The 17257-nt window shown below is 59.1% G+C and carries 17 protein-coding genes and 1 tRNA gene; 14 read left to right on the plus strand and 4 right to left on the minus strand.

The window, feature by feature from the left end:
* The first annotated feature begins 36 nt into the window (after positions 1-36).
* The 5 genes from H5V43_RS02160 to H5V43_RS02180 all read left to right on the plus strand — a co-directional run bounded on the left by H5V43_RS02160 (position 37) and on the right by H5V43_RS02180 (position 5300).
* Entirely contained in the window at positions 37-1638 is a 1602-nt protein-coding gene (locus H5V43_RS02160) for a carboxyl transferase domain-containing protein (RefSeq protein ID WP_025549292.1), read from the plus strand.
* A gap of 62 nt (positions 1639-1700) precedes the next feature.
* Positions 1701-2120: an endonuclease domain-containing protein gene (locus H5V43_RS02165; RefSeq protein ID WP_193666737.1), complete on the plus strand. Its 420-nt coding sequence runs from the start codon at positions 1701-1703 to the stop codon at positions 2118-2120.
* Positions 2117-4015: an acetyl/propionyl/methylcrotonyl-CoA carboxylase subunit alpha gene (locus H5V43_RS02170; RefSeq protein ID WP_025549289.1), complete on the plus strand. Its 1899-nt coding sequence runs from the start codon at positions 2117-2119 to the stop codon at positions 4013-4015. The genes H5V43_RS02165 and H5V43_RS02170 overlap by 4 nt, the downstream gene beginning before the upstream one ends.
* Positions 4015-4467, plus strand: coding sequence for a MaoC family dehydratase (locus tag H5V43_RS02175; protein ID WP_025549288.1), 453 nt, complete (start codon positions 4015-4017; stop codon positions 4465-4467). The genes H5V43_RS02170 and H5V43_RS02175 overlap by 1 nt, the downstream gene beginning before the upstream one ends.
* Positions 4464-5300, plus strand: coding sequence for an HpcH/HpaI aldolase/citrate lyase family protein (locus H5V43_RS02180; protein ID WP_025549287.1), 837 nt, complete (start codon positions 4464-4466; stop codon positions 5298-5300). Before H5V43_RS02175 ends, H5V43_RS02180 begins: the two co-directional genes overlap by 4 nt.
* A gap of 37 nt (positions 5301-5337) precedes the next feature.
* Here the strand turns inward: H5V43_RS02180 and H5V43_RS02185 are convergent, their stop codons facing one another.
* Positions 5338-6285: a DUF2171 domain-containing protein gene (locus H5V43_RS02185; RefSeq protein ID WP_025549286.1), complete on the minus strand. Its 948-nt coding sequence runs from the start codon at positions 6283-6285 to the stop codon at positions 5338-5340.
* 230 nt (positions 6286-6515) lie between these two features.
* On the opposite strand from H5V43_RS02185, the gene H5V43_RS02190 reads away from it, so the two are divergent.
* Together H5V43_RS02190 and H5V43_RS02195 are read left to right on the plus strand one after the other, a co-directional pair.
* Positions 6516-6591, plus strand: a tRNA-Ala gene (locus tag H5V43_RS02190).
* A gap of 91 nt (positions 6592-6682) precedes the next feature.
* Positions 6683-8470: a site-specific integrase gene (locus H5V43_RS02195; RefSeq protein WP_025549285.1), complete on the plus strand. Its 1788-nt coding sequence runs from the start codon at positions 6683-6685 to the stop codon at positions 8468-8470.
* Between the two features lie 78 nt (positions 8471-8548).
* On the opposite strand, the gene H5V43_RS23745 is transcribed toward H5V43_RS02195, so the two are convergent.
* Positions 8549-8671, minus strand: coding sequence for a hypothetical protein (locus H5V43_RS23745; RefSeq protein ID WP_274599455.1), 123 nt, complete (start codon positions 8669-8671; stop codon positions 8549-8551).
* A 932-nt stretch (positions 8672-9603) separates the two neighbouring features.
* Between H5V43_RS23745 and H5V43_RS02200 the strand changes: the two genes are divergently transcribed.
* Complete coding sequence (locus H5V43_RS02200) at positions 9604-9975, plus strand: hypothetical protein (protein ID WP_128830755.1); 372 nt, start codon at positions 9604-9606, stop codon at positions 9973-9975.
* Between the two features lie 82 nt (positions 9976-10057).
* Here the strand turns inward: H5V43_RS02200 and H5V43_RS02205 are convergent, their stop codons facing one another.
* Both H5V43_RS02205 and H5V43_RS02210 read right to left on the minus strand, forming a co-directional pair.
* Positions 10058-10516 carry a hypothetical protein gene (locus tag H5V43_RS02205; RefSeq protein WP_128830754.1) on the minus strand — a complete coding sequence of 153 codons (459 nt, stop codon included), beginning with the start codon at positions 10514-10516 and terminating at the stop codon, positions 10058-10060.
* On the minus strand, positions 10476-11669 hold the full coding sequence (locus H5V43_RS02210) for an RNA-dependent RNA polymerase family protein (RefSeq protein ID WP_128830753.1): 1194 nt from the start codon (positions 11667-11669) through the stop codon (positions 10476-10478). Before H5V43_RS02210 ends, H5V43_RS02205 begins: the two co-directional genes overlap by 41 nt.
* A gap of 173 nt (positions 11670-11842) precedes the next feature.
* On the opposite strand from H5V43_RS02210, the gene H5V43_RS02215 reads away from it, so the two are divergent.
* From H5V43_RS02215 to H5V43_RS02240, 6 genes are all read left to right on the plus strand, one after another.
* Positions 11843-12529, plus strand: coding sequence for a recombinase family protein (locus tag H5V43_RS02215; RefSeq protein ID WP_025549284.1), 687 nt, complete (start codon positions 11843-11845; stop codon positions 12527-12529).
* Between the two features lie 73 nt (positions 12530-12602).
* Complete coding sequence (locus tag H5V43_RS02220) at positions 12603-13205, plus strand: hypothetical protein (protein ID WP_128830752.1); 603 nt, start codon at positions 12603-12605, stop codon at positions 13203-13205.
* Between the two features lie 356 nt (positions 13206-13561).
* Positions 13562-14737: a PDDEXK family nuclease gene (locus H5V43_RS02225; RefSeq protein ID WP_025549283.1), complete on the plus strand. Its 1176-nt coding sequence runs from the start codon at positions 13562-13564 to the stop codon at positions 14735-14737.
* Positions 14738-14835: 98 nt separating this feature from the next.
* Positions 14836-15327 carry a hypothetical protein gene (locus tag H5V43_RS02230; RefSeq protein WP_128830751.1) on the plus strand — a complete coding sequence of 164 codons (492 nt, stop codon included), beginning with the start codon at positions 14836-14838 and terminating at the stop codon, positions 15325-15327.
* A 569-nt stretch (positions 15328-15896) separates the two neighbouring features.
* Positions 15897-16550, plus strand: coding sequence for an outer membrane protein (locus tag H5V43_RS02235; RefSeq protein ID WP_193666738.1), 654 nt, complete (start codon positions 15897-15899; stop codon positions 16548-16550).
* Complete coding sequence (locus H5V43_RS02240; RefSeq protein ID WP_193666739.1) at positions 16507-17214, plus strand: hypothetical protein; 708 nt, start codon at positions 16507-16509, stop codon at positions 17212-17214. The genes H5V43_RS02235 and H5V43_RS02240 overlap by 44 nt, the downstream gene beginning before the upstream one ends.
* Positions 17215-17257: the final 43 nt, after the last annotated feature.

Below are 17257 nucleotides of genomic sequence, written 5' to 3' on the forward strand. Positions count from 1 at the left end.
CGGATATGCAACCGCAGGGCAGCGGAGCGCAAGAGCATGAGTGCGCCTGTTCTCGACACGAAGCTCTCGGCGGAGAGTGATGCTTTCCGCGCCAACGCGGCGCATAACCGGGCGCTGCGCGACGAATTGCACGCGAAGGTCGCGCAGGCCGCGCTCGGCGGCAGCGAAGCGGCGCGGGCCAAGCATGTGGCGCGCGGCAAGCTGCTGCCCCGCGACCGAGTGGAGCGGCTGCTCGATCCGGGCAGTCCGTTTCTGGAGATCGGCCAGCTCACCGCCAATGACATGTATCATGGCGAGGTGCCCGGTGCGGGCATTATCGCAGGGATCGGCCGGGTGTCGGGACGGCAGGTGATGATCGCCTGCAACGACGCCACGGTTAAGGGCGGCACCTATTATCCGCTGACCGTGAAGAAGCATCTCCGCGCGCAGGAGATCGCAATGGAGAATCGGCTCCCCTGCGTCTATCTGGTCGACAGCGGCGGCGCGAACCTGCCCAATCAGGCTGAGGTCTTTCCCGACCGCGAGCATTTCGGGCGCATCTTCTACAATCAGGCGCAGATGTCGGCGCGGGGCATCCCGCAGATCGCCTGCGTCATGGGAAGCTGCACGGCGGGCGGCGCCTATGTGCCCGCCATGTCGGACGAGACGGTGATCGTGCGCAACCAGGGCACGATCTTCCTCGCCGGGCCGCCGCTGGTGCAGGCCGCGACGGGCGAGGTCATTTCCGCCGAAGACCTGGGCGGCGCGGAAGTGCATGGCCGCCGCTCCGGCGTGGTCGATCATGTCGCGGAGAATGACGAGCATGCGCTGACCATCGTGCGGGACATCGTTTCGACGCTGCAACCGGCGCCGGAAATCGACCTCAACCTGCGCGAGCCGAAAGCGCCGAAATATGACCCGGCGGAACTGTACGGCATCATCCCCCAGGACGTCCGCGCCCCCTATGACGTGCGCGAAGTGATCGCCCGCATCGTCGACGGCAGCGAATTTCACGAGTTCAAATCGCTCTACGGCACCACGCTCGTCTGCGGTTTCGCCCATATCTGGGGCATGCCGGTCGCGATCCTCGCGAACAATGGCGTGCTGTTCAGCGAGAGCGCGCAGAAGGGCGCGCATTTCATCGAACTGGCCTGTCAGCGGCGCATTCCGCTGCTGTTCCTTCAGAATATCTCCGGCTTCATGGTCGGCGGCAAATATGAGGCGGAGGGGATCGCCAAGCATGGCGCGAAGCTGGTGACCGCGGTCGCGACCGCCAGCGTGCCCAAGATCACCGTGCTGATCGGCGGCAGCTTCGGCGCGGGCAATTACGGCATGTGCGGCCGGGCCTACAGTCCTCGCTTCCTCTTCACCTGGCCCAACAGCCGCATCTCCGTGATGGGCGGCGAGCAGGCGGCGAGCGTGCTGGCGACCGTCCACCGCGACGCCGCCAGATGGACGCCGGAAGAAGCCGAAGCCTTCAAGGCCCCGATCCGCCAGAAATATGAGGATGAGGGCAACCCCTATCACGCCACGGCGCGTCTGTGGGACGATGGCGTGATCGACCCCGCCCAGACCCGCGACGTGCTGGGCCTGGCCTTCGCCGCCACGCTCAACGCCCCGGTCGAGGAGGCGCCCCGCTTCGGGGTGTTCCGCATGTGAGGGGAGGGGACGAAGTACCTCCCCGGAACGGGGAGGGGGACCAGCCAAAGGCTGGTGGAGGGGTGTTCTCGGCAACGACTGAAGCCATCCGCACGGCACGCAAGGAACGCCGCAGCGGCAATCTGCCGGAAGTCATTTTATGGCGTGCATTGAAGATGCGGCCGGGCGGTTTCAAATTCCGCCGCCAGTATCCTATCAATCGTTACAGCTTGGATTTCGCCTGTCTGTCGGCGCGATTAGTCATCGAGGTGGATGGGGAAATCCATTCACGCGGAGATCAGCCGGGGCTGGATCAGAATAGAGACGCTCATCTGGAACGGCTGGGCTTTCACACCCTCCGCATTCCCGCCCGCGATGTCCTCCAGAATCCGGACAATGTCGTCAAGGCGATCACAGCCGCCTGTGTTGCGCGCCAGCCCCTCCACCAGCCTGCGGCCGGTCCCCCTCCCCATATTGGGGAGGTATTTGGGAGTCTCTCATGATCCAATCCCTGCTCATAGCCAATCGCGGCGAGATCGCCTGCCGCATCATCCGCACCGCCCGGCGTCTCGGCATCCGCACCGTTGCGGTTTATTCCGACGCCGATGCGAAAGCGCTCCACGTCCGCGAAGCCGATGAAGCCGTGCATATCGGTCCATCCCCGGCGCGCGAATCCTATCTGATCGGTGACCGCATCATTGCCGCCGCCCAGGCGACTGGGGCCGAAGCGATCCACCCCGGCTACGGCTTCCTCTCGGAAAACGCCGCCTTCGCGCAGGCCGTCATCGACGCAGGCCTCATCTGGGTCGGTCCCAATCCCTCCAGCATCACCGCCATGGGCCTGAAGGACGCCGCCAAGACGCTGATGGCCGACGCGGGCGTGCCCGTCACCCCCGGCCATCTGGGCGAGGACCAGAGCGCAGAGCGCCTGCAAGCCGAAGCCGACGCCATCGGCTATCCCGTGCTTATCAAGGCGGTCGCGGGCGGCGGCGGCAAGGGCATGCGGCGCGTCGAAGCCGCGGCGGATTTTGCCGACGCGCTGCTTTCCTGCCAGCGGGAGGCGGCGTCCTCCTTCGGCAACGACCAGGTGCTGATCGAGAAATATATCCTCTCGCCCCGCCATATCGAAGTGCAGGTGTTCGGGGACAGCCACGGCCAGGTCGTGCACCTGTTCGAACGCGACTGCTCGCTCCAGCGCCGCCACCAGAAGGTGATCGAGGAAGCCCCCGCACCCGGCATGGACGCGGCCACCCGCGAAGCCATTTGCGGCGCGGCGGTGCGGGCAGCGCAGGCGGTGGACTATGTCGGCGCGGGCACGATCGAGTTCATCGCCGACGCCAGCGAAGGCCTGCGCGCCGACCGCATCTGGTTCATGGAGATGAACACGCGCCTCCAGGTCGAGCATCCCGTGACGGAAGAGATCACCGGCGTCGATCTGGTCGAATGGCAACTCCGCGTGGCGAGCGGCGAACCGCTGCCGAAAAAGCAGGAGGAGCTGTCGATCAACGGCCACGCCATCGAGGCGCGGCTCTATGCCGAAGATCCTGCCAAAGGCTTCCTGCCCAGCCCCGGCAAGATCGACCGGCTGCTGTTCGACAACCGCGCCCGCGTGGAAACGGGCGTGGAGGAAGGCGATACCGTCAGTTCCTTCTACGACCCGATGATCGCCAAGGTCATCTGCCATGGCGAGGATCGGGAGGAAGCGCGGGGCGGCCTGATCCGCTGGCTCGACAGCAGTTTTGTCGGGCCGCTGCACACCAACAAGCCGTTTTTGCACGCTTGCCTTTCCATGGCCGATTTTGCCGAGGGTCGCCTCGACACCGGCCTGATCGAGCGGCAGGGAGAGGCGCTGACAAGGATCGATGGCCCCTCGGACCGAGTCCTTGCGGCGGCGGGTGAGCGATTCCGCAGCGACTGGCTCGCCCGGAGCGATTGGGACGATCGGTCCTTTCGCGACGGCTTGTTCGGTTTCCGCCTCAACGGACAGTCGAAGACGAAGGTCGACCTGTTCGTGGACAGCCGCCATGTCGTAGTGGAAGCGCAATCGGACGACCTGCGCACCGGTCTCTGCTCCGACATGGAGCGCGACGGCACGATCATCGTCACCGAAGCCGGGCAAAGCTGGTTCTTCAGCCAGACCCCGCCCGTCAAGGCAGGCGGCGCCGCCGCATCCGACGGCGCGATCCTCTCCCCCATGCCGGGCCGCATCATCGCCGTCGCCGTGGCGCAGGGCGACAAGGTCGCCAAGGGCCAGAAGCTGGTCACGCTGGAGGCGATGAAGATGGAGCATAGCCTGACGGCGCCCTTCGACGGCGTAGTGGCGGAACTGGACGCGTCCGAAGGCGGCCAGGTCAGCGAAGGCGCGCTGCTGGTGCTGGTTGAGCGGGAGGAGGGCTGATGGCGGGCCGCTATTATGACGAATGGCGGATTGGCGACCGGATGACCCATGACATCCGCCGCACGGTGACGGAAACCGACAATCTCCTCTTCTCGACCATGACCCACAACCCCCAGCCGCTGCATCTGGACGCTGAGGCCGCGAAAGCCTCGGAGTTCGGCCATATCCTCGTCAACGGCACCTTCACCTTCGCGCTGATGGTGGGGCTGTCGGTGGGCGACACGACGCTGGGCACGCTGGTCGCCAATCTGGGCTATGACAAGCTCGTCATGCCCAAGCCCGTCTTCATCGGTGACACGATGCGGGCGGACAGCGAAGTGACGGACCTCAAGGAAAGCCGTTCCCGCCCCGAAGCGGGGATCGTGACATTCACCCATCGGCTCTATAACCAGCGGGACGAAATCGTCTGCCAATGCCTGCGCATGGCGCTGCTGAAGAAGAGGCCCGCATGAAGCTCCGTTCGCTGCTTTTCGTACCCGCCGACCGCCCCGAACGCTTCGCCAAGGCGGCGGCCAGCGGCGCCGACGCCATCATCCTGGACCTGGAGGATTCGGTCGCCCCGGAACGCAAGGCCCTTGGGCGGGAAGCGATTGCGGAATGGCTGGCCTCGCCCCGCGACTGCGTGGCCTTCGTCCGGGTGAACCCGCTGGACGGCGATCACACCCGCGCCGATCTGGCCGCCGTGCTGCCCGCTGCGCCGGACGGGATCATGCTGCCCAAGGCGGAAGGCGCCCCCAGCATTCAGGCGCTGATCGCCCTGGCGGACGGCGCGAATGTGCCGCCGATCCTGCCCATCGCGACCGAAACGCCCACTGCCATCTTCGAACTGGGCACGTTCCGGCAGGTTCGCGAAAAGCTCGCTGGCCTGACCTGGGGGGCGGAGGATCTGCCCGCCTCGGTGGGCGCGTCGACCTCCCGCGAGGAGGACGGCCGCTACACCGCGCCCTTCGAACTGGCGCGCAGCCTCACGCTGTTCGCCGCCCATGCAGCAGGCGTGCCAGCCATCGACACGGTCTTCCCCCGGATTGAGGCGATGGACGATCTCAAGGCCTATGTAGGAAGGGCGCGTCGCGATGGCTTCACCGGCATGATGGCGATCCATCCGGTACAGGTCGCCGCCATCAATGATGGCTTTACCCCCAGCGAGACCGAAATCGCCCGGGCGAGGGCGGTGATCGAGGCCTTCGCCGCTAATCCGGGTGCAGGGGTGCTGAAACTGGACGGCAAGATGATCGACCGTCCGCATCTGGTCCAGGCGCAGCGGGTGCTGGCCGCCGCCGAATGAAGAAGGGGCCCGGCCCGCGGCCGGGCCCTCCCATTTTTTACCGGTAACGGCCCTTTTCGGAGGTCGAGCCGCTTGCGCCGCTGAACCTGTCGCTCGCATCGTCGTCCTGCGATCCGAACAGGGCCTGCTGCTCCCGCTCGGTGCGCCATGCGGTCTGCGCCTGTTCCGCCGTCTTTTCCAGCGTCACCTTCTGCGCGTCCACCGACCTGATCCAGGATGACGGGATCGAATGATGCACGCCGCCGGATTCCTGATCGCTCTTGGTCAGGATGATGCGGTCGCCGCGCAGCTTGTCGACCGTGCCGACATGCTCGCCGTCGCTGCCGACGACTTCCATATGCTCGCGGACCTGCTGGACCGCCTGGCGCTGCTCGCCGCGGCGGTTCCGCCAACTGCCGAACTCATTGTTGAAGCGTTCGCGATTCTCCCGCTGATATTCGGCATAGTCGCGGTCCAGCTCGTCGATCCGTTGCTGACGCCAGGCATAGTAATTGGCGTCGTGATGCTCGCCATAATCATGGTTGGGGCCATAGGCGCGCACCCGATAGCCATGATCCTCGCTGCCGAAGCCGCTGCGTTCGCCGGCAAAGGGCGCATAGCCGCGATTGGGCAGGTAACGCGCCGAATTGGAGGCAGAGGCATAGCCGATCCGGCTGCTCTGGTCCCGCGGATCGCCATAGGGCCGGTTGTAATAATCGTCATATTCGCGGCGACGCTCCGCCTCTTCGTCACCGAACCAGCTCCGGATTTCGTCGCCCGCGCGGTCGAAGAAGCCCCGTTCTTCCGGATCATAATCTTCGGGCGGGCGCCGGTTGCCCGATCCGCCATATCCCGATCCCGATCCGCCGAACTGGCCGCGCGTGCCATATCGATAGCTGCGGTCGTCCCGCCAGTCGCGCCGCGCACGGTAACGGTCGGAATCGCGGTCCCAGTCCGTCCAGTTACGATCGCCGTCACCATAGCGACGTCCGCCTTGGTAACCCATTGTCCGTCTCCTTGTCTGCTTTTTGCACGACGTCCTTTCGGAAGCGTCGTCACCGCACCAATGAGCATGCGGCCGCATCGTTCCGGGCGTTACGCAGGAGTAATGTTCCGCCTTGGCCCCGACAGAGCGGCTGCGCTGCGCGGTTCCGGGCCTGTTCGCGGCCGTCGCATTTTGCGCAAAAAGACCGTTGCATGGGCGCAATCGCTCGCTTATAGGCAGCGCTCCTTTACGGGGCCGTAGCTCAGCTGGGAGAGCGCGTCGTTCGCAATGACGAGGTCAGGGGTTCGATCCCCCTCGGCTCCACCAATTTTCCTCCAGGACGCAGAAGTCCTAGAGGACCAGCATTTCCGTTGGTTTTCTTTGCTTACTGCTACATTTTTCTGCTACTCAGCGGGGGATGGATCAGGTGGCGAAACCAAGGGGCTTGCACCTTCGCGGATCGGTTTATTATTCGCGTGTCCTTGTGCCCAAGACGCTTGTTGCGAAATTCGGGCGAACCCAAATCTGGAAGAGCCTGGGAACGTCCGACAGGGACGAGGCTGAAGCCCTGCATCTGAAGGAAGCTGCGAACTGGAAGGCGGCCTTCGTCGAAGCAAGTCGGACAGGCGGGCGTGGTAAACCTGCGAAACCCCTATTGGCCGAGCGTGTGCTGACCGATGCAGATGCCGCGCGGCTTGCACGGCAATTTTTTGATCGGGGCCGAACCGACCTTGATCGAAACCCGTTCTCATCGGCTGATCTGGATGAAGATCAGCGGGAGCAAATGGCCGAAGGGTTGCACATGCAACTCGCGTCTCTTTCATCGTGGCGCAACCCTGACGCCCATCTCCTTGTCGGTGACGCCGTATCACAGGTGCTGGCAGGCACGGGCTTGCCTCTTGTCCACGACACAGCGTCGGCGCAGCTTCTCTCGGAATACCTTCGCCGAGCCTTGATCCAGTTGCATTCACTGGAGTTGGCCCGGCTGGCGGGGGATTATCGAACGCGCGTGGACGACAGCTTCTTTGCGAACGGGCAGGCAGACAATGTGGTTGGGCAGGGGACGCCGGTAACGCAATCAACCGACCTAACCCTGAAGGACGCAGCCGACCGATATTTGACGGAAGAGCTGGATTTGCGCTCGGTCAGCGACAAGACCAGTCTGAAACATCGCTCGCTGCTTACCCATATTGCGGATTTCTTTGGCCCTGAACGGGCGGTTGGGTCGATCACCCGCGCGGATTGCAACCAGTTGCGCGACACGCTATCCCGGCTCCCTCCCAATTTCGGTAAAAAGACGGGTGGCAAGCGGACGCTGGAACAGATCGCCGCGAGTAACAAGATCGGCAACACGCTGGCATGGGAGACGCAGAATAACTACTTGCGGATGACAGACAATCTGTTTGGTTGGATGGTCAAGGAACGACTGATCCGGGATAACCCGGCAAGCGGGATCAACCCTTTACGTCGGCGGGAGGCTCCTGAAACGCAACGGCTGCCGTTTAATCGCGGGGAATTGCAATCAATCTTCTCCACGCCGCTTTACACAGGCTGCGTTGACGATGAGCATGGGTTTTCGAGGGCTGGGCCAAACATTGTCCGCAGGAGCCGCTATTGGGTTCCCCTGCTGGCCTTGTTCACCGGCATGAGGATGGGCGAAGTCCTGCAACTCACGCCCGACCATGTGCGTCTTTCGGCTCAGGGCACAAATTTTATTGTGCTCACCCGTGACATGAAGCTCAAAACCGATGGGGCTGAACGGGAAATCCCGATACATCCAGAATTGGAGCGTATGGGCTTCCTGGCTTGGGTCGAAGAGAAACGCAAAGCCAAGGCCGGAGCATTGTTCGATGATGTGCCCGTCAGCAAACATGGCTATCGAAGCGACATTTTCACCAAGCGCTTTGCCAGTTTTCTGAAAAAGATCGATCTACCTGCCGCCCGGCGTCCGAAACTCTGTTTCCATTCGTTCCGCCACACATTCAAGGATGCGTTGAACGAGACGGATGCCAGCGAAGAGGTCAAGGACGAAATCTGTGGTTGGTCACGGGCAAAGAAGACGGGTCGTCGTTACGGCACGGGTCTGAGCGCCGAGCGGTTGAAACCATATGTCGAGCAGATTGTCTTCGACATCGATCTGACCCACTTGGTTTCATTTTTGCCGGGAACCGTGCGGCGCCAACGGGCAATCGATCCTTCCTATTAAGGCGCTTTGCGCGCCGGGTTTGGTCAATCTGTGAAAGCGGATTGCCGGTTACCAGTTTCCGACATTTATCGCTGGATTTTAAATTTCCGGAAGCAGGCCTTTAAAATCGAATTTGATTTCTAACGCATCGACATGAATAAGATCAACAGATTGGGTGGAGGTTGGAATGAGGCGCGCGCGGATAGCGGCTGTATGGATCATATTTCTGGCGCTATCCTTTTTCTATTGGAAGTGGTGCGCAGAAAATGTGCATGATGGCAAAACCATTCGCGCGGCCCTGATTTATTTCTGTTTCCTTTCGTTCGGCGTTCTTGCTCTGATAGCTAAAATATTCCGGCTAAATCCTCCACCGGGCTAATCTTTTCGCAAACCACCTAATCACGAATAGACCGTGCCGGTTGAAGCAGCGGAGTTGGTGGCTGGCTTGGGTGGAAAGGGGACTGTCGGGTTCTGAGCGGCGTTGGGCAGTTAGCTGCCGTTTCCGATCTGCTCGTATTGCAATCCGATTGGGAGATCTGCCGTCGCCTTCAAGCGCCCCCCTCCAAGGTAAACCAGATAGCAGTTACCAGCGCCTGAAAACCTCCTTGAAAATTCGCTGCTGGGACATGCCGAAGCGAGACGCGCTATTCCCGCTGCCGACCATCCATAATCGCGTCCCCCATCCTTGATCCGAAGCCCACGGATTTCCTGTATCCAATGCGCTCTTGCAAAAGACATCGCGAATCCAGCTTTGATGGGAAACGGTGCAGACCAGTAATCATAGTCCTGATGCAGATATCGGACCGAGATCGGCCCTTGGGCACGATTATCAACAACAGTGGGCCATGCGTCGCACGCGGTTAGAGCCAGAGCGATGCCAAGGATGAAAAACGTCCGCATGAAGGCTGTGTATGATTGTTTGCCCCTGTCCACAAATGGTCGCCTGCCGCCGGGTGGCTTTCCAAGCCCGCAGCGGACTAGCAGGGTATCCTAAGCATAGCGGCATTCGTTGGAAGGGAGCGACGATGCGGGGTGGTTTGGAGACGATCAGCTTTTCCATCAAAATGGTGGCAAGCTGACGTTCTGAACGTTACAGCGGCTTCGAAATTAGGGGTGAGCGTCGGCGCTTGTCATGGCAAAATCAAGGGATGTGGATGCTTCTTCTGCTACTGGCTTTGGCAGCTTCCACCAGTGTCTTGGCACCGGCGCAGGCGGTCAATCCTGGTCTTCCGCCGCCGCTACCGGGCGGAATGCCGTTTGACTTCTCTTCCGTTTGCTATGTCGTGATGACAGCAGAGGCTGAAAAGCTCCATGCGCAGAACAAGACGTCACGGTATGAAGATGCAGCAAGCGGCTATTTTGCGGCGCAACTTTCCCAGGCCCATCCCGGAAGCGAACAAGATGCAATCGCTAAGGCGAAAAATGTAATCGCTGGTCGCCCAGAACGCTATCACCTCAACTGCGCAGACGCATTTTCAATCGGTTACGCTCCCCTGCATGAGAGTCCGCCGGGAGTCCCTCGTTAGACCACAGGGATTGCTGGCCGCTTTTCGCCTATGACCGCTATTGGCGAGAGGAATAGCCCCTTTCAAAGGCAATTTCTGGTCGCTAGCGGTCTACCTGCTGGTAGTCGATCTTGACCCCGTCCACTTCGCTTTCCTGCGCAAAAATGCGAGATTTCGTAGCATAGCGGATTAGGAGGCGATCTGTCCCAAGCCAACGCATATTTGCCCAAGGCCCTTGCCAATCGCCTACCGCAGCGACCCCATGATTGTCATCTGCTTGATAGGCATTGCCGCTGCCGCTGGGTGCTCCGCCGTTGCCCAACACCGAGATTTGGGTCGAGAAACCCGTCGTCGCGCCACAATCACGCTGGAATAGAATAGCAGAATGAATGCCGTCAGGGGACAGGGCACGAGATGCAACGGTATTCTGGCAGGCATTGGAGCATCCGGCGCACGCCAGCAATGCGATAAGTGGCAGATATTTTTTCATCCAGCCCAAAACAGCGTAGCGCCAATCCGCGTCAACAGTAGGTTTCAGGAAGCAAGGATGGTCCATATGCATGATTTTTCACTGTGCCCCACGCATTTTCAAGAAAGTCTTGCTTCCACCCTTCACGGTTGGTCCAAGCGCTGTAACCACTGAAGCTGTCTCGGATGGCTGCCTCGCTTTCCGAGGCCACCCTATCTTCACGAAGTAGATCGCGGTCCAGTGCGGTTACAATCCGGCCATAGAGGCGGTCCCAACCGGCATGGCTGGGTTCGATTGCCACGCCGTTCGACACGAACTCGAATGCGTAGCCAAGGAACTCGAATGGGCATCTTTTCCCAACGACGCGGCTGTCAGGTTTCAGATCGAACGGACCAGCAGGATGCCCGTGAAAAAAATCACGTATCAAGGAAATAGTCGTAGCCAGCACCGGTTCAGACTTTGCCGCAATCAGCAGGTTATCGCTGACTGTGAAGAGCAAGCAATCGTGGGGATCGATTTGTGCAGCCATGCGGGCGAACAGCATGGCCAGTATGATGCTTGATGCCGGTGACCCTTGAAGCAAACCTTGCGGCCCGTTCCATCCGTGACCTAAGGAGGCATAGATACCGCCAGATACACTATTGGCTCTACGGTGCCTTAGGGCTAGGTTGCGGTAGTCAAGTGCGGAACTGACTACCGACCTAGGCAAGGGAAGCTGATCGGCTAGGCTGCTTGCTGATACGTGCTGATAGCAGTCACGCACATCCCCAATGAAGCAATGTTCATAGCCAGCTTCCAGTGCTCTTTTTATGGCCAGGGCTGCACAATCTCTTCCCCGGCCTTTGATGTCGTAAATGTGCTGTGGTGAACAGAATTGCGCCTCCAGCACGTCCTTGATGAGGAAATGGCTGCCTCTGAGCGCCGGTGGAAGTGCGCAAATAATTCGATATCCTGCACCGGATTTCTTTGGTTCATTCCGCCAATGAATATGTCCGGTCACGGTCTCAAATGGATTGATGCGCTCGGCAAGCCTCATGACCGATCTGTCCGAGGCCGTGAATGGCAATGCCCTCAATGCGGCCCAATGGCGGGCAATTCTTGAATTGAGATATGCGTGAGTAAGGCGTCGCAAGCGCGCTGGCCGCCCGCCTTCATTCGCCGTTTCGCTGATTTTCCAAAGTAAGGCACGAGCATCATCGCTGATTTTTTGTGTGTCGCGAGCACGCCCGCGTTGAAATTGCGTCATCTTTAAATTGCCAGCATCTGAAGGAGGTGTTGCTCAATGTCAACATGTCGCAAATGATTCGTCAATAATAAAAAACGTTTCAATTTAAGTACTTACTTGACGAAGGATTTGCGATTTAGTATCGATTAACAAGTCAAATCGTTCGTTAAGAGTTATTACGGGCCGATAAATCTGTGAAACAGATTACGCAAAATTCTACATGTGTAGGTTACACGCGAGTCTCGACTTCGCAGCAGGGTCGCTCCGGCCTTGGCTTGGATGCTCAACGCGAAACGATAGCGAGATTTGCGGAACGCGAAGGAATAGAGGTTCTCGACTGGTTCACGGAGGTGGAAACCGGGAAGGGGGCGGACGCGCTGGATCGAAGGCCGCAGTTGGCGGCGGCGTTGCAGGCTGCCCAGCGGGTCAAATGCCCCATCATCGTCGCCAAACTTGATCGGCTTTCCCGTGACGTGCATTTCATCAGTGGGATGATGTCGCAGCGCGTCCCGTTCATCGTGGCCGAGCTTGGGTTGGATACAGACCCTTTCCTTCTCCACCTCTATGCGGCACTGGCCGAAAAGGAGCGGGCGCTGATCTCCGAACGCACAAAGGCGGCGCTGGCGAGGAAGCGGGACGCAGGTGCCATCCTCGGCAACAGAACCAATCTCCGCGAAGCCCAGCTTGCCGGGGCTGCCGCGAACAAGGCCGCCGCTGCCCGGTTCGCGTCGAACGTCCTTCCGATCATCCGACATATTCAAGCCCAGGGGGTTACAAGTAACCGGGCAATCGCATCAGCATTGGCCGCCAGAGGGGTTCGAGCGGCACGCGGTGGAAAATGGACGGCTGTTCAGGTCGGGAATTTGCTTAGCCGTGGGTGACATTATGCGGCCACGGCAGAACCGAGTGTCACCCACTGGAGAAATCGCCGCAGTGTCAGCGCGGGGCCTCTTCATGGGCAATCGCGGCGACCTCCACGCTCCGGACGGCTCATATGGTGGCAAGTTATCCGCGCGCGATGCTTGGATCAGTTGCCTCCTGATCCACCAGAGCGGTCGCAAAATCACGTTTGAACGTCCCGGAAGATATTACCCGCTTTTCTTCCTCGACGAAGCTGTCGCCATGGCTGTCGGTCATCGCCCTTGCGGTGAATGCCGGGCAGAGATGCTCGACGAATTCAAGGGCGCATGGAAGCGAGCGCTCGGCCTCCCTGCCTCCAGATTTGTGTCGGCACGCCAAATGGACGAGGTGCTGCGCCAGCCGCCCACTGCCCAAGTGGAATTTGACCTCTCAGCCATGCCCGTTGCTCAATTGCCCGATGGAACATTTGTCGATGTCGAAGGGCATGGAGCCTGTCTTTTCTGGGGTGGATCATTGCTGCCGTGGCATTGGCACGGATATGAAAGTCCGATCCTCTTTTCAAAATCAGCCCGGCATAGGGTGTTGACCCCGGCCTCTATGGTCAGGGTGTTGGCCAATGGTTATCGACCTGTGGTTCACCACTCGGTCGTTAGCTGGTGCACAGCCCTCAAAGCAGGGAATGATCTCCTGGCATAAGACTGCCGGACGATCTGGCCGTGCAACTGGTTGCACGCCTGGATTGAACCTGGCGCATTAGCTGCCCGATGCTCGATCCTATTCTTATGACTTGAACTTCTTTGGCCAACGCTCCAAGGTTAGCCTGCTTCCCGTGAAAGCCGGGAAGCGGGGCGTCGAAACCCCTTCTAGTCAGGCTCGGTCACAGTTTCACTGGGGCCGGGTGGCATGCGCGCATGTCCAGCCGGTAACGGTAAAGGCGCATGCGCCTGTGACTAGCAGGTTTTCGAACATCCGGCTTTGGCCGTCGCTCCGAGGGGACATAGGTGCGACGAGGGCCGGGCGGCAGCGTCGCGCTATACGAGGGGGGCGACGCGATGACATTGATTTTGCTTGGTGATGCGCCACAGGTCGTGCATCGCGTGCCGCAAGGCGAAGCGCGCCGCGAAGCCATATTGCGCGATTTGATTGCCGATCATCCCTCGATCCTGCCGGTGCACGACATAGACCCGAACTATGGCGCGCTCGTCACCGTGACCACCGAGCTTTCCATTCCCGGCGTCGGTTTTGTCGATGTCGTTCTGATCGATGAATTTGGGCGGTTGGTCATTGTCGAATGCAAGCTATGGCGAAATCCGCAAGCGCGGCGGGAAGTGGTTGGCCAGATACTCGACTATGCGCGGGAACTGAGCCGGTTCGCCTATGATGATTTGCAGCGGCAGGTATCGATTGCCACCAAGCGCCAAGGTAATGTCCTTTTCGCTTTGGCCCAAGAGGCGGGCAGCACCTTGTCAGAAGCCGAATTTGTGGACCGTGTGACCCGCGATCTGGCTGCCGGTCGCTTCCTTCTGCTTGTGTTGGGAGACGGGATCGCTGAGGGCACGCGGCGTATTGGCGAATATCTGCGTGACCAGCCGGGCCTCGCCTTTTCTTTCGCGCTTGTCGAAATGGCTGAATATCGTTTCATGGATGCCGCAGGGGCAACCCAGGCCATTATGAACCCGCGTATATTGGCGCAAACCGCGCTGATCGAACGCCATGTCATTCGTAGCGAAGTTCCGGGGTTGGTCGTCGATCCGGTGACGCAGGTTTCGGTGGTGGATAGTCGCGCTCCATCGGAGGCAGGCACGGCATGGCGTGAGTTCGCCCAAAAGCTGATTGCCGCAATGCATTTTGACGATCCAGGGCAACCAGCCGCCCGAAGTGGGGGCGTGGGCTGGGTTCGTGTGCCATTGCCACAGGACTTCTATGTCAACGTTTATCGCAGCCGTGCCGAGGGCGGATTGGGAGCGCAAGTCCGCTTCCCCGGTGTCGAGGGTATGGCGGCATTCACAATGTTGCAGGCTGACGCGGGGGCAATTGAAGCCGAATTTGCTTCAACGGGCATAGCTGCGCCGCGTTGGAACGATGGTGATGTTCCGACGCTCAGCGTCAGCATGCCTTCACCGCAGCCTTGGGGCGCCTCTGTGGAAGATACGCAGCGCAAGTGGATGGCCACGGTCGCTAACCAATTCGTGAACAGCTTGCGGCCTCGGCTCCAGCAGATGGCGTGAGTTTTTCATTCCAGTCGCAATAGGCTTTTGCAGGCATGGGGCGAGCAAGGCCGAAAGTCGGAAGTTCATGTTCTTTCAAAGGGGAAGGGAGCGAAACAGTGGGATGGATTTTCATGCAAAGGCGGATCACGCTTTCCGTCGCGGCTGCCGCAGTCTTTCTGTTCGGATCGGACGCCATGGCGCATTGGCAGTTCACGACTTGGAACATGACGGCAGATGAGGTCATTGGCGCGAGCAAAGGCACTGCTTGGAGAGGTGATGGCCAAAGCAATATGCGCGGCAGCACACGAGATGTCAGCGGCGTTTACATGATTGGGAGCAATAAAATCGATGTGGATTACTATTTCACATCAGGTCGGTTGAGCTTGGTTGATCTCCATAGCAAAGACCAAAACTTATGTAGAAACATCCAATCTGACTTGGAAGGTATCTATGGGGCACCGTTCGAACGGTTTCCAAGCGCAAATTTCCCGGCGACAGAATGGCTTGATCGTAACAAGGGGAATAGGGTTAGGATGATTATGGTATTCGGAACTGAATGCGAACTGCATTACTCTCCACTGATCTCAAATTCCTCTCAAGGCCTTTAATGATCTGTGCTCATGGCGCACAAATGACGATGCGATTGCAGCGATGTTGTGTGTGATGTATTGTATTGCAATTGTTTATTATTTTGATTTTTCATGTGTTCAAATTTGTTCGTTTTTTAAGGAAACGAACTATTGAAAGGCAACACGATGGGAACATCCAGCGCTTGGACGCCAGAACGCCGTGCGAAGCAGGCCGCAGCAATTCGGAAGTGGCAGCCTTGGGATAAATCGACCGGACCTACCACGGCGGAGGGCAAAAGGCGGGCTTCTCAAAATGCCAAGCTACCTCCCAAAAGTCCGGAATTGTTGAAATTGCAGAAGCGGTTACAAGCCGCGAAGAAAGGCTTTGTGAGGGGATTGCGGAGATCGCGGTGTAGTAAAGGCACCGAGGTCTAGCAGCTTGAAGTCGATATTATTTCGAAATTCGGAATAAAAATATGACGAAGGTTATAGATATTATCGGTTTGAAAATTTCAATTTCTGTGTTGCTTATTTCAGAGTTGAAAGTTAATTGAATTTTGGGCGCTAAAGAAAATAAGATTATTTTCTCTAAATAGTTGAGGGGGACTATGCGCATCATTCTGAAAATTGCATTGATTTCTGCTTCCGTTCTATCGGCTGCTCCGGCTATGGCTCAAACCTTCTCCGGGGCGCGGATTGAAGCCTTTGGCGGCTTTGATCGTGTCAAAGGCAAACTGTCCTATAAGGATAGCGCGGCACCCGCGAACAACATCAGCGAAAGCGAGCATACCAGCGGGGCCGTTTATGGTGTCGCCATCGGCTACGATTATCCGATGGGCGACGGTTGGATTGTCGGTGTGCAAGGCAATATCGACTTTGCCGATAACAAGCGTTGCTCGGCCATTTTTGGAAGCGACGAAGCCTGCTTCAAAGTCCGCCGCAATTACGAATTGGGCGGGCGCGTCGGCCGCGAACTGGGCAGCAATGTCATGATGTATGTCGGCGCTGGCTATGTGAACGGCAAGGCGAAGATCACTTATGTTGACCAAGGGGACCCGACCAACAATTTCGCCATTTCCGACAGCAAGGGTGGCCTTCGCGGGTCAGTGGGCGCGGAAATCGCCTTCACCCGCAACGTCTACGCGAAGGTTGAATATCGCTACACCAATTACAACGACTACAAGGTGAGTGCGGGGACCGAAAGCGTCCGCCTGGGCTTTGATCGCCATCAGTTCCTCGGAGGCATTGGCTTCCGAATGTAATCAAGCTGGCGGGCCGGGTGAAAATCCGGCCCGTTTTCTTTTGGTTTTAAAATGGGGGGGTTTTATGCTGATGACGCGTAGTGCGCTTTGTGTCGCTTTTCTCGCTCTTGCCTCTTCGGTAAATGCCGAGCCGAGTTCATCGGTGCAGGTCGGGGGTGCCACAGCTATCGTTGTTCCGGTGAACACATTGGTTGTAGTCACGCCTACGGAAGAGATCACCTCCAAGGAAATGAGGGTCGGCCAAATCCGTAACTTTATGGTGGTCAACGACGTGGTGGAAGATGGCGCGGTCGTTATTCGCCGGGGTGCGCCGGTAAAGGCGACCGTCAGTTGGCGGACGGGCAAGGGCATTGTCGGCAAGTCCGCGAAGTTCGAGTTGACCTTCAATTCCGTGCGTTCAGGTGGAAGGGACTGGGCGTTACGCGGGTCCGTCCGTCAGGAAGGGCGTGGTAACACAACTGGCGCTCTTTTAGGTGCAGCAATCATCACAGGTCGCTCGGCGGTCATTGCCCCCGGCCAACTCATCAACGTGTTTACCGCTGAAGAAATCCCGTTTCAGCCGCCCCGTGCTACCACCTTTGGTCCCTCATCGGTCCAGCAACCCGCGATCCAACCTTCGGGTATCAATCCTAACTCTGCTATTAAGTGCATTACTTGCTACTGATGGCGTCCTGCCCGGCAGCTTTTTTTGTTGTCCCGGTGGGGTC

Origin of the sequence: Sphingobium fuliginis (assembly GCF_015074805.1) — a bacterium.
GTDB lineage: Bacteria > Pseudomonadota > Alphaproteobacteria > Sphingomonadales > Sphingomonadaceae > Sphingobium > Sphingobium fuliginis.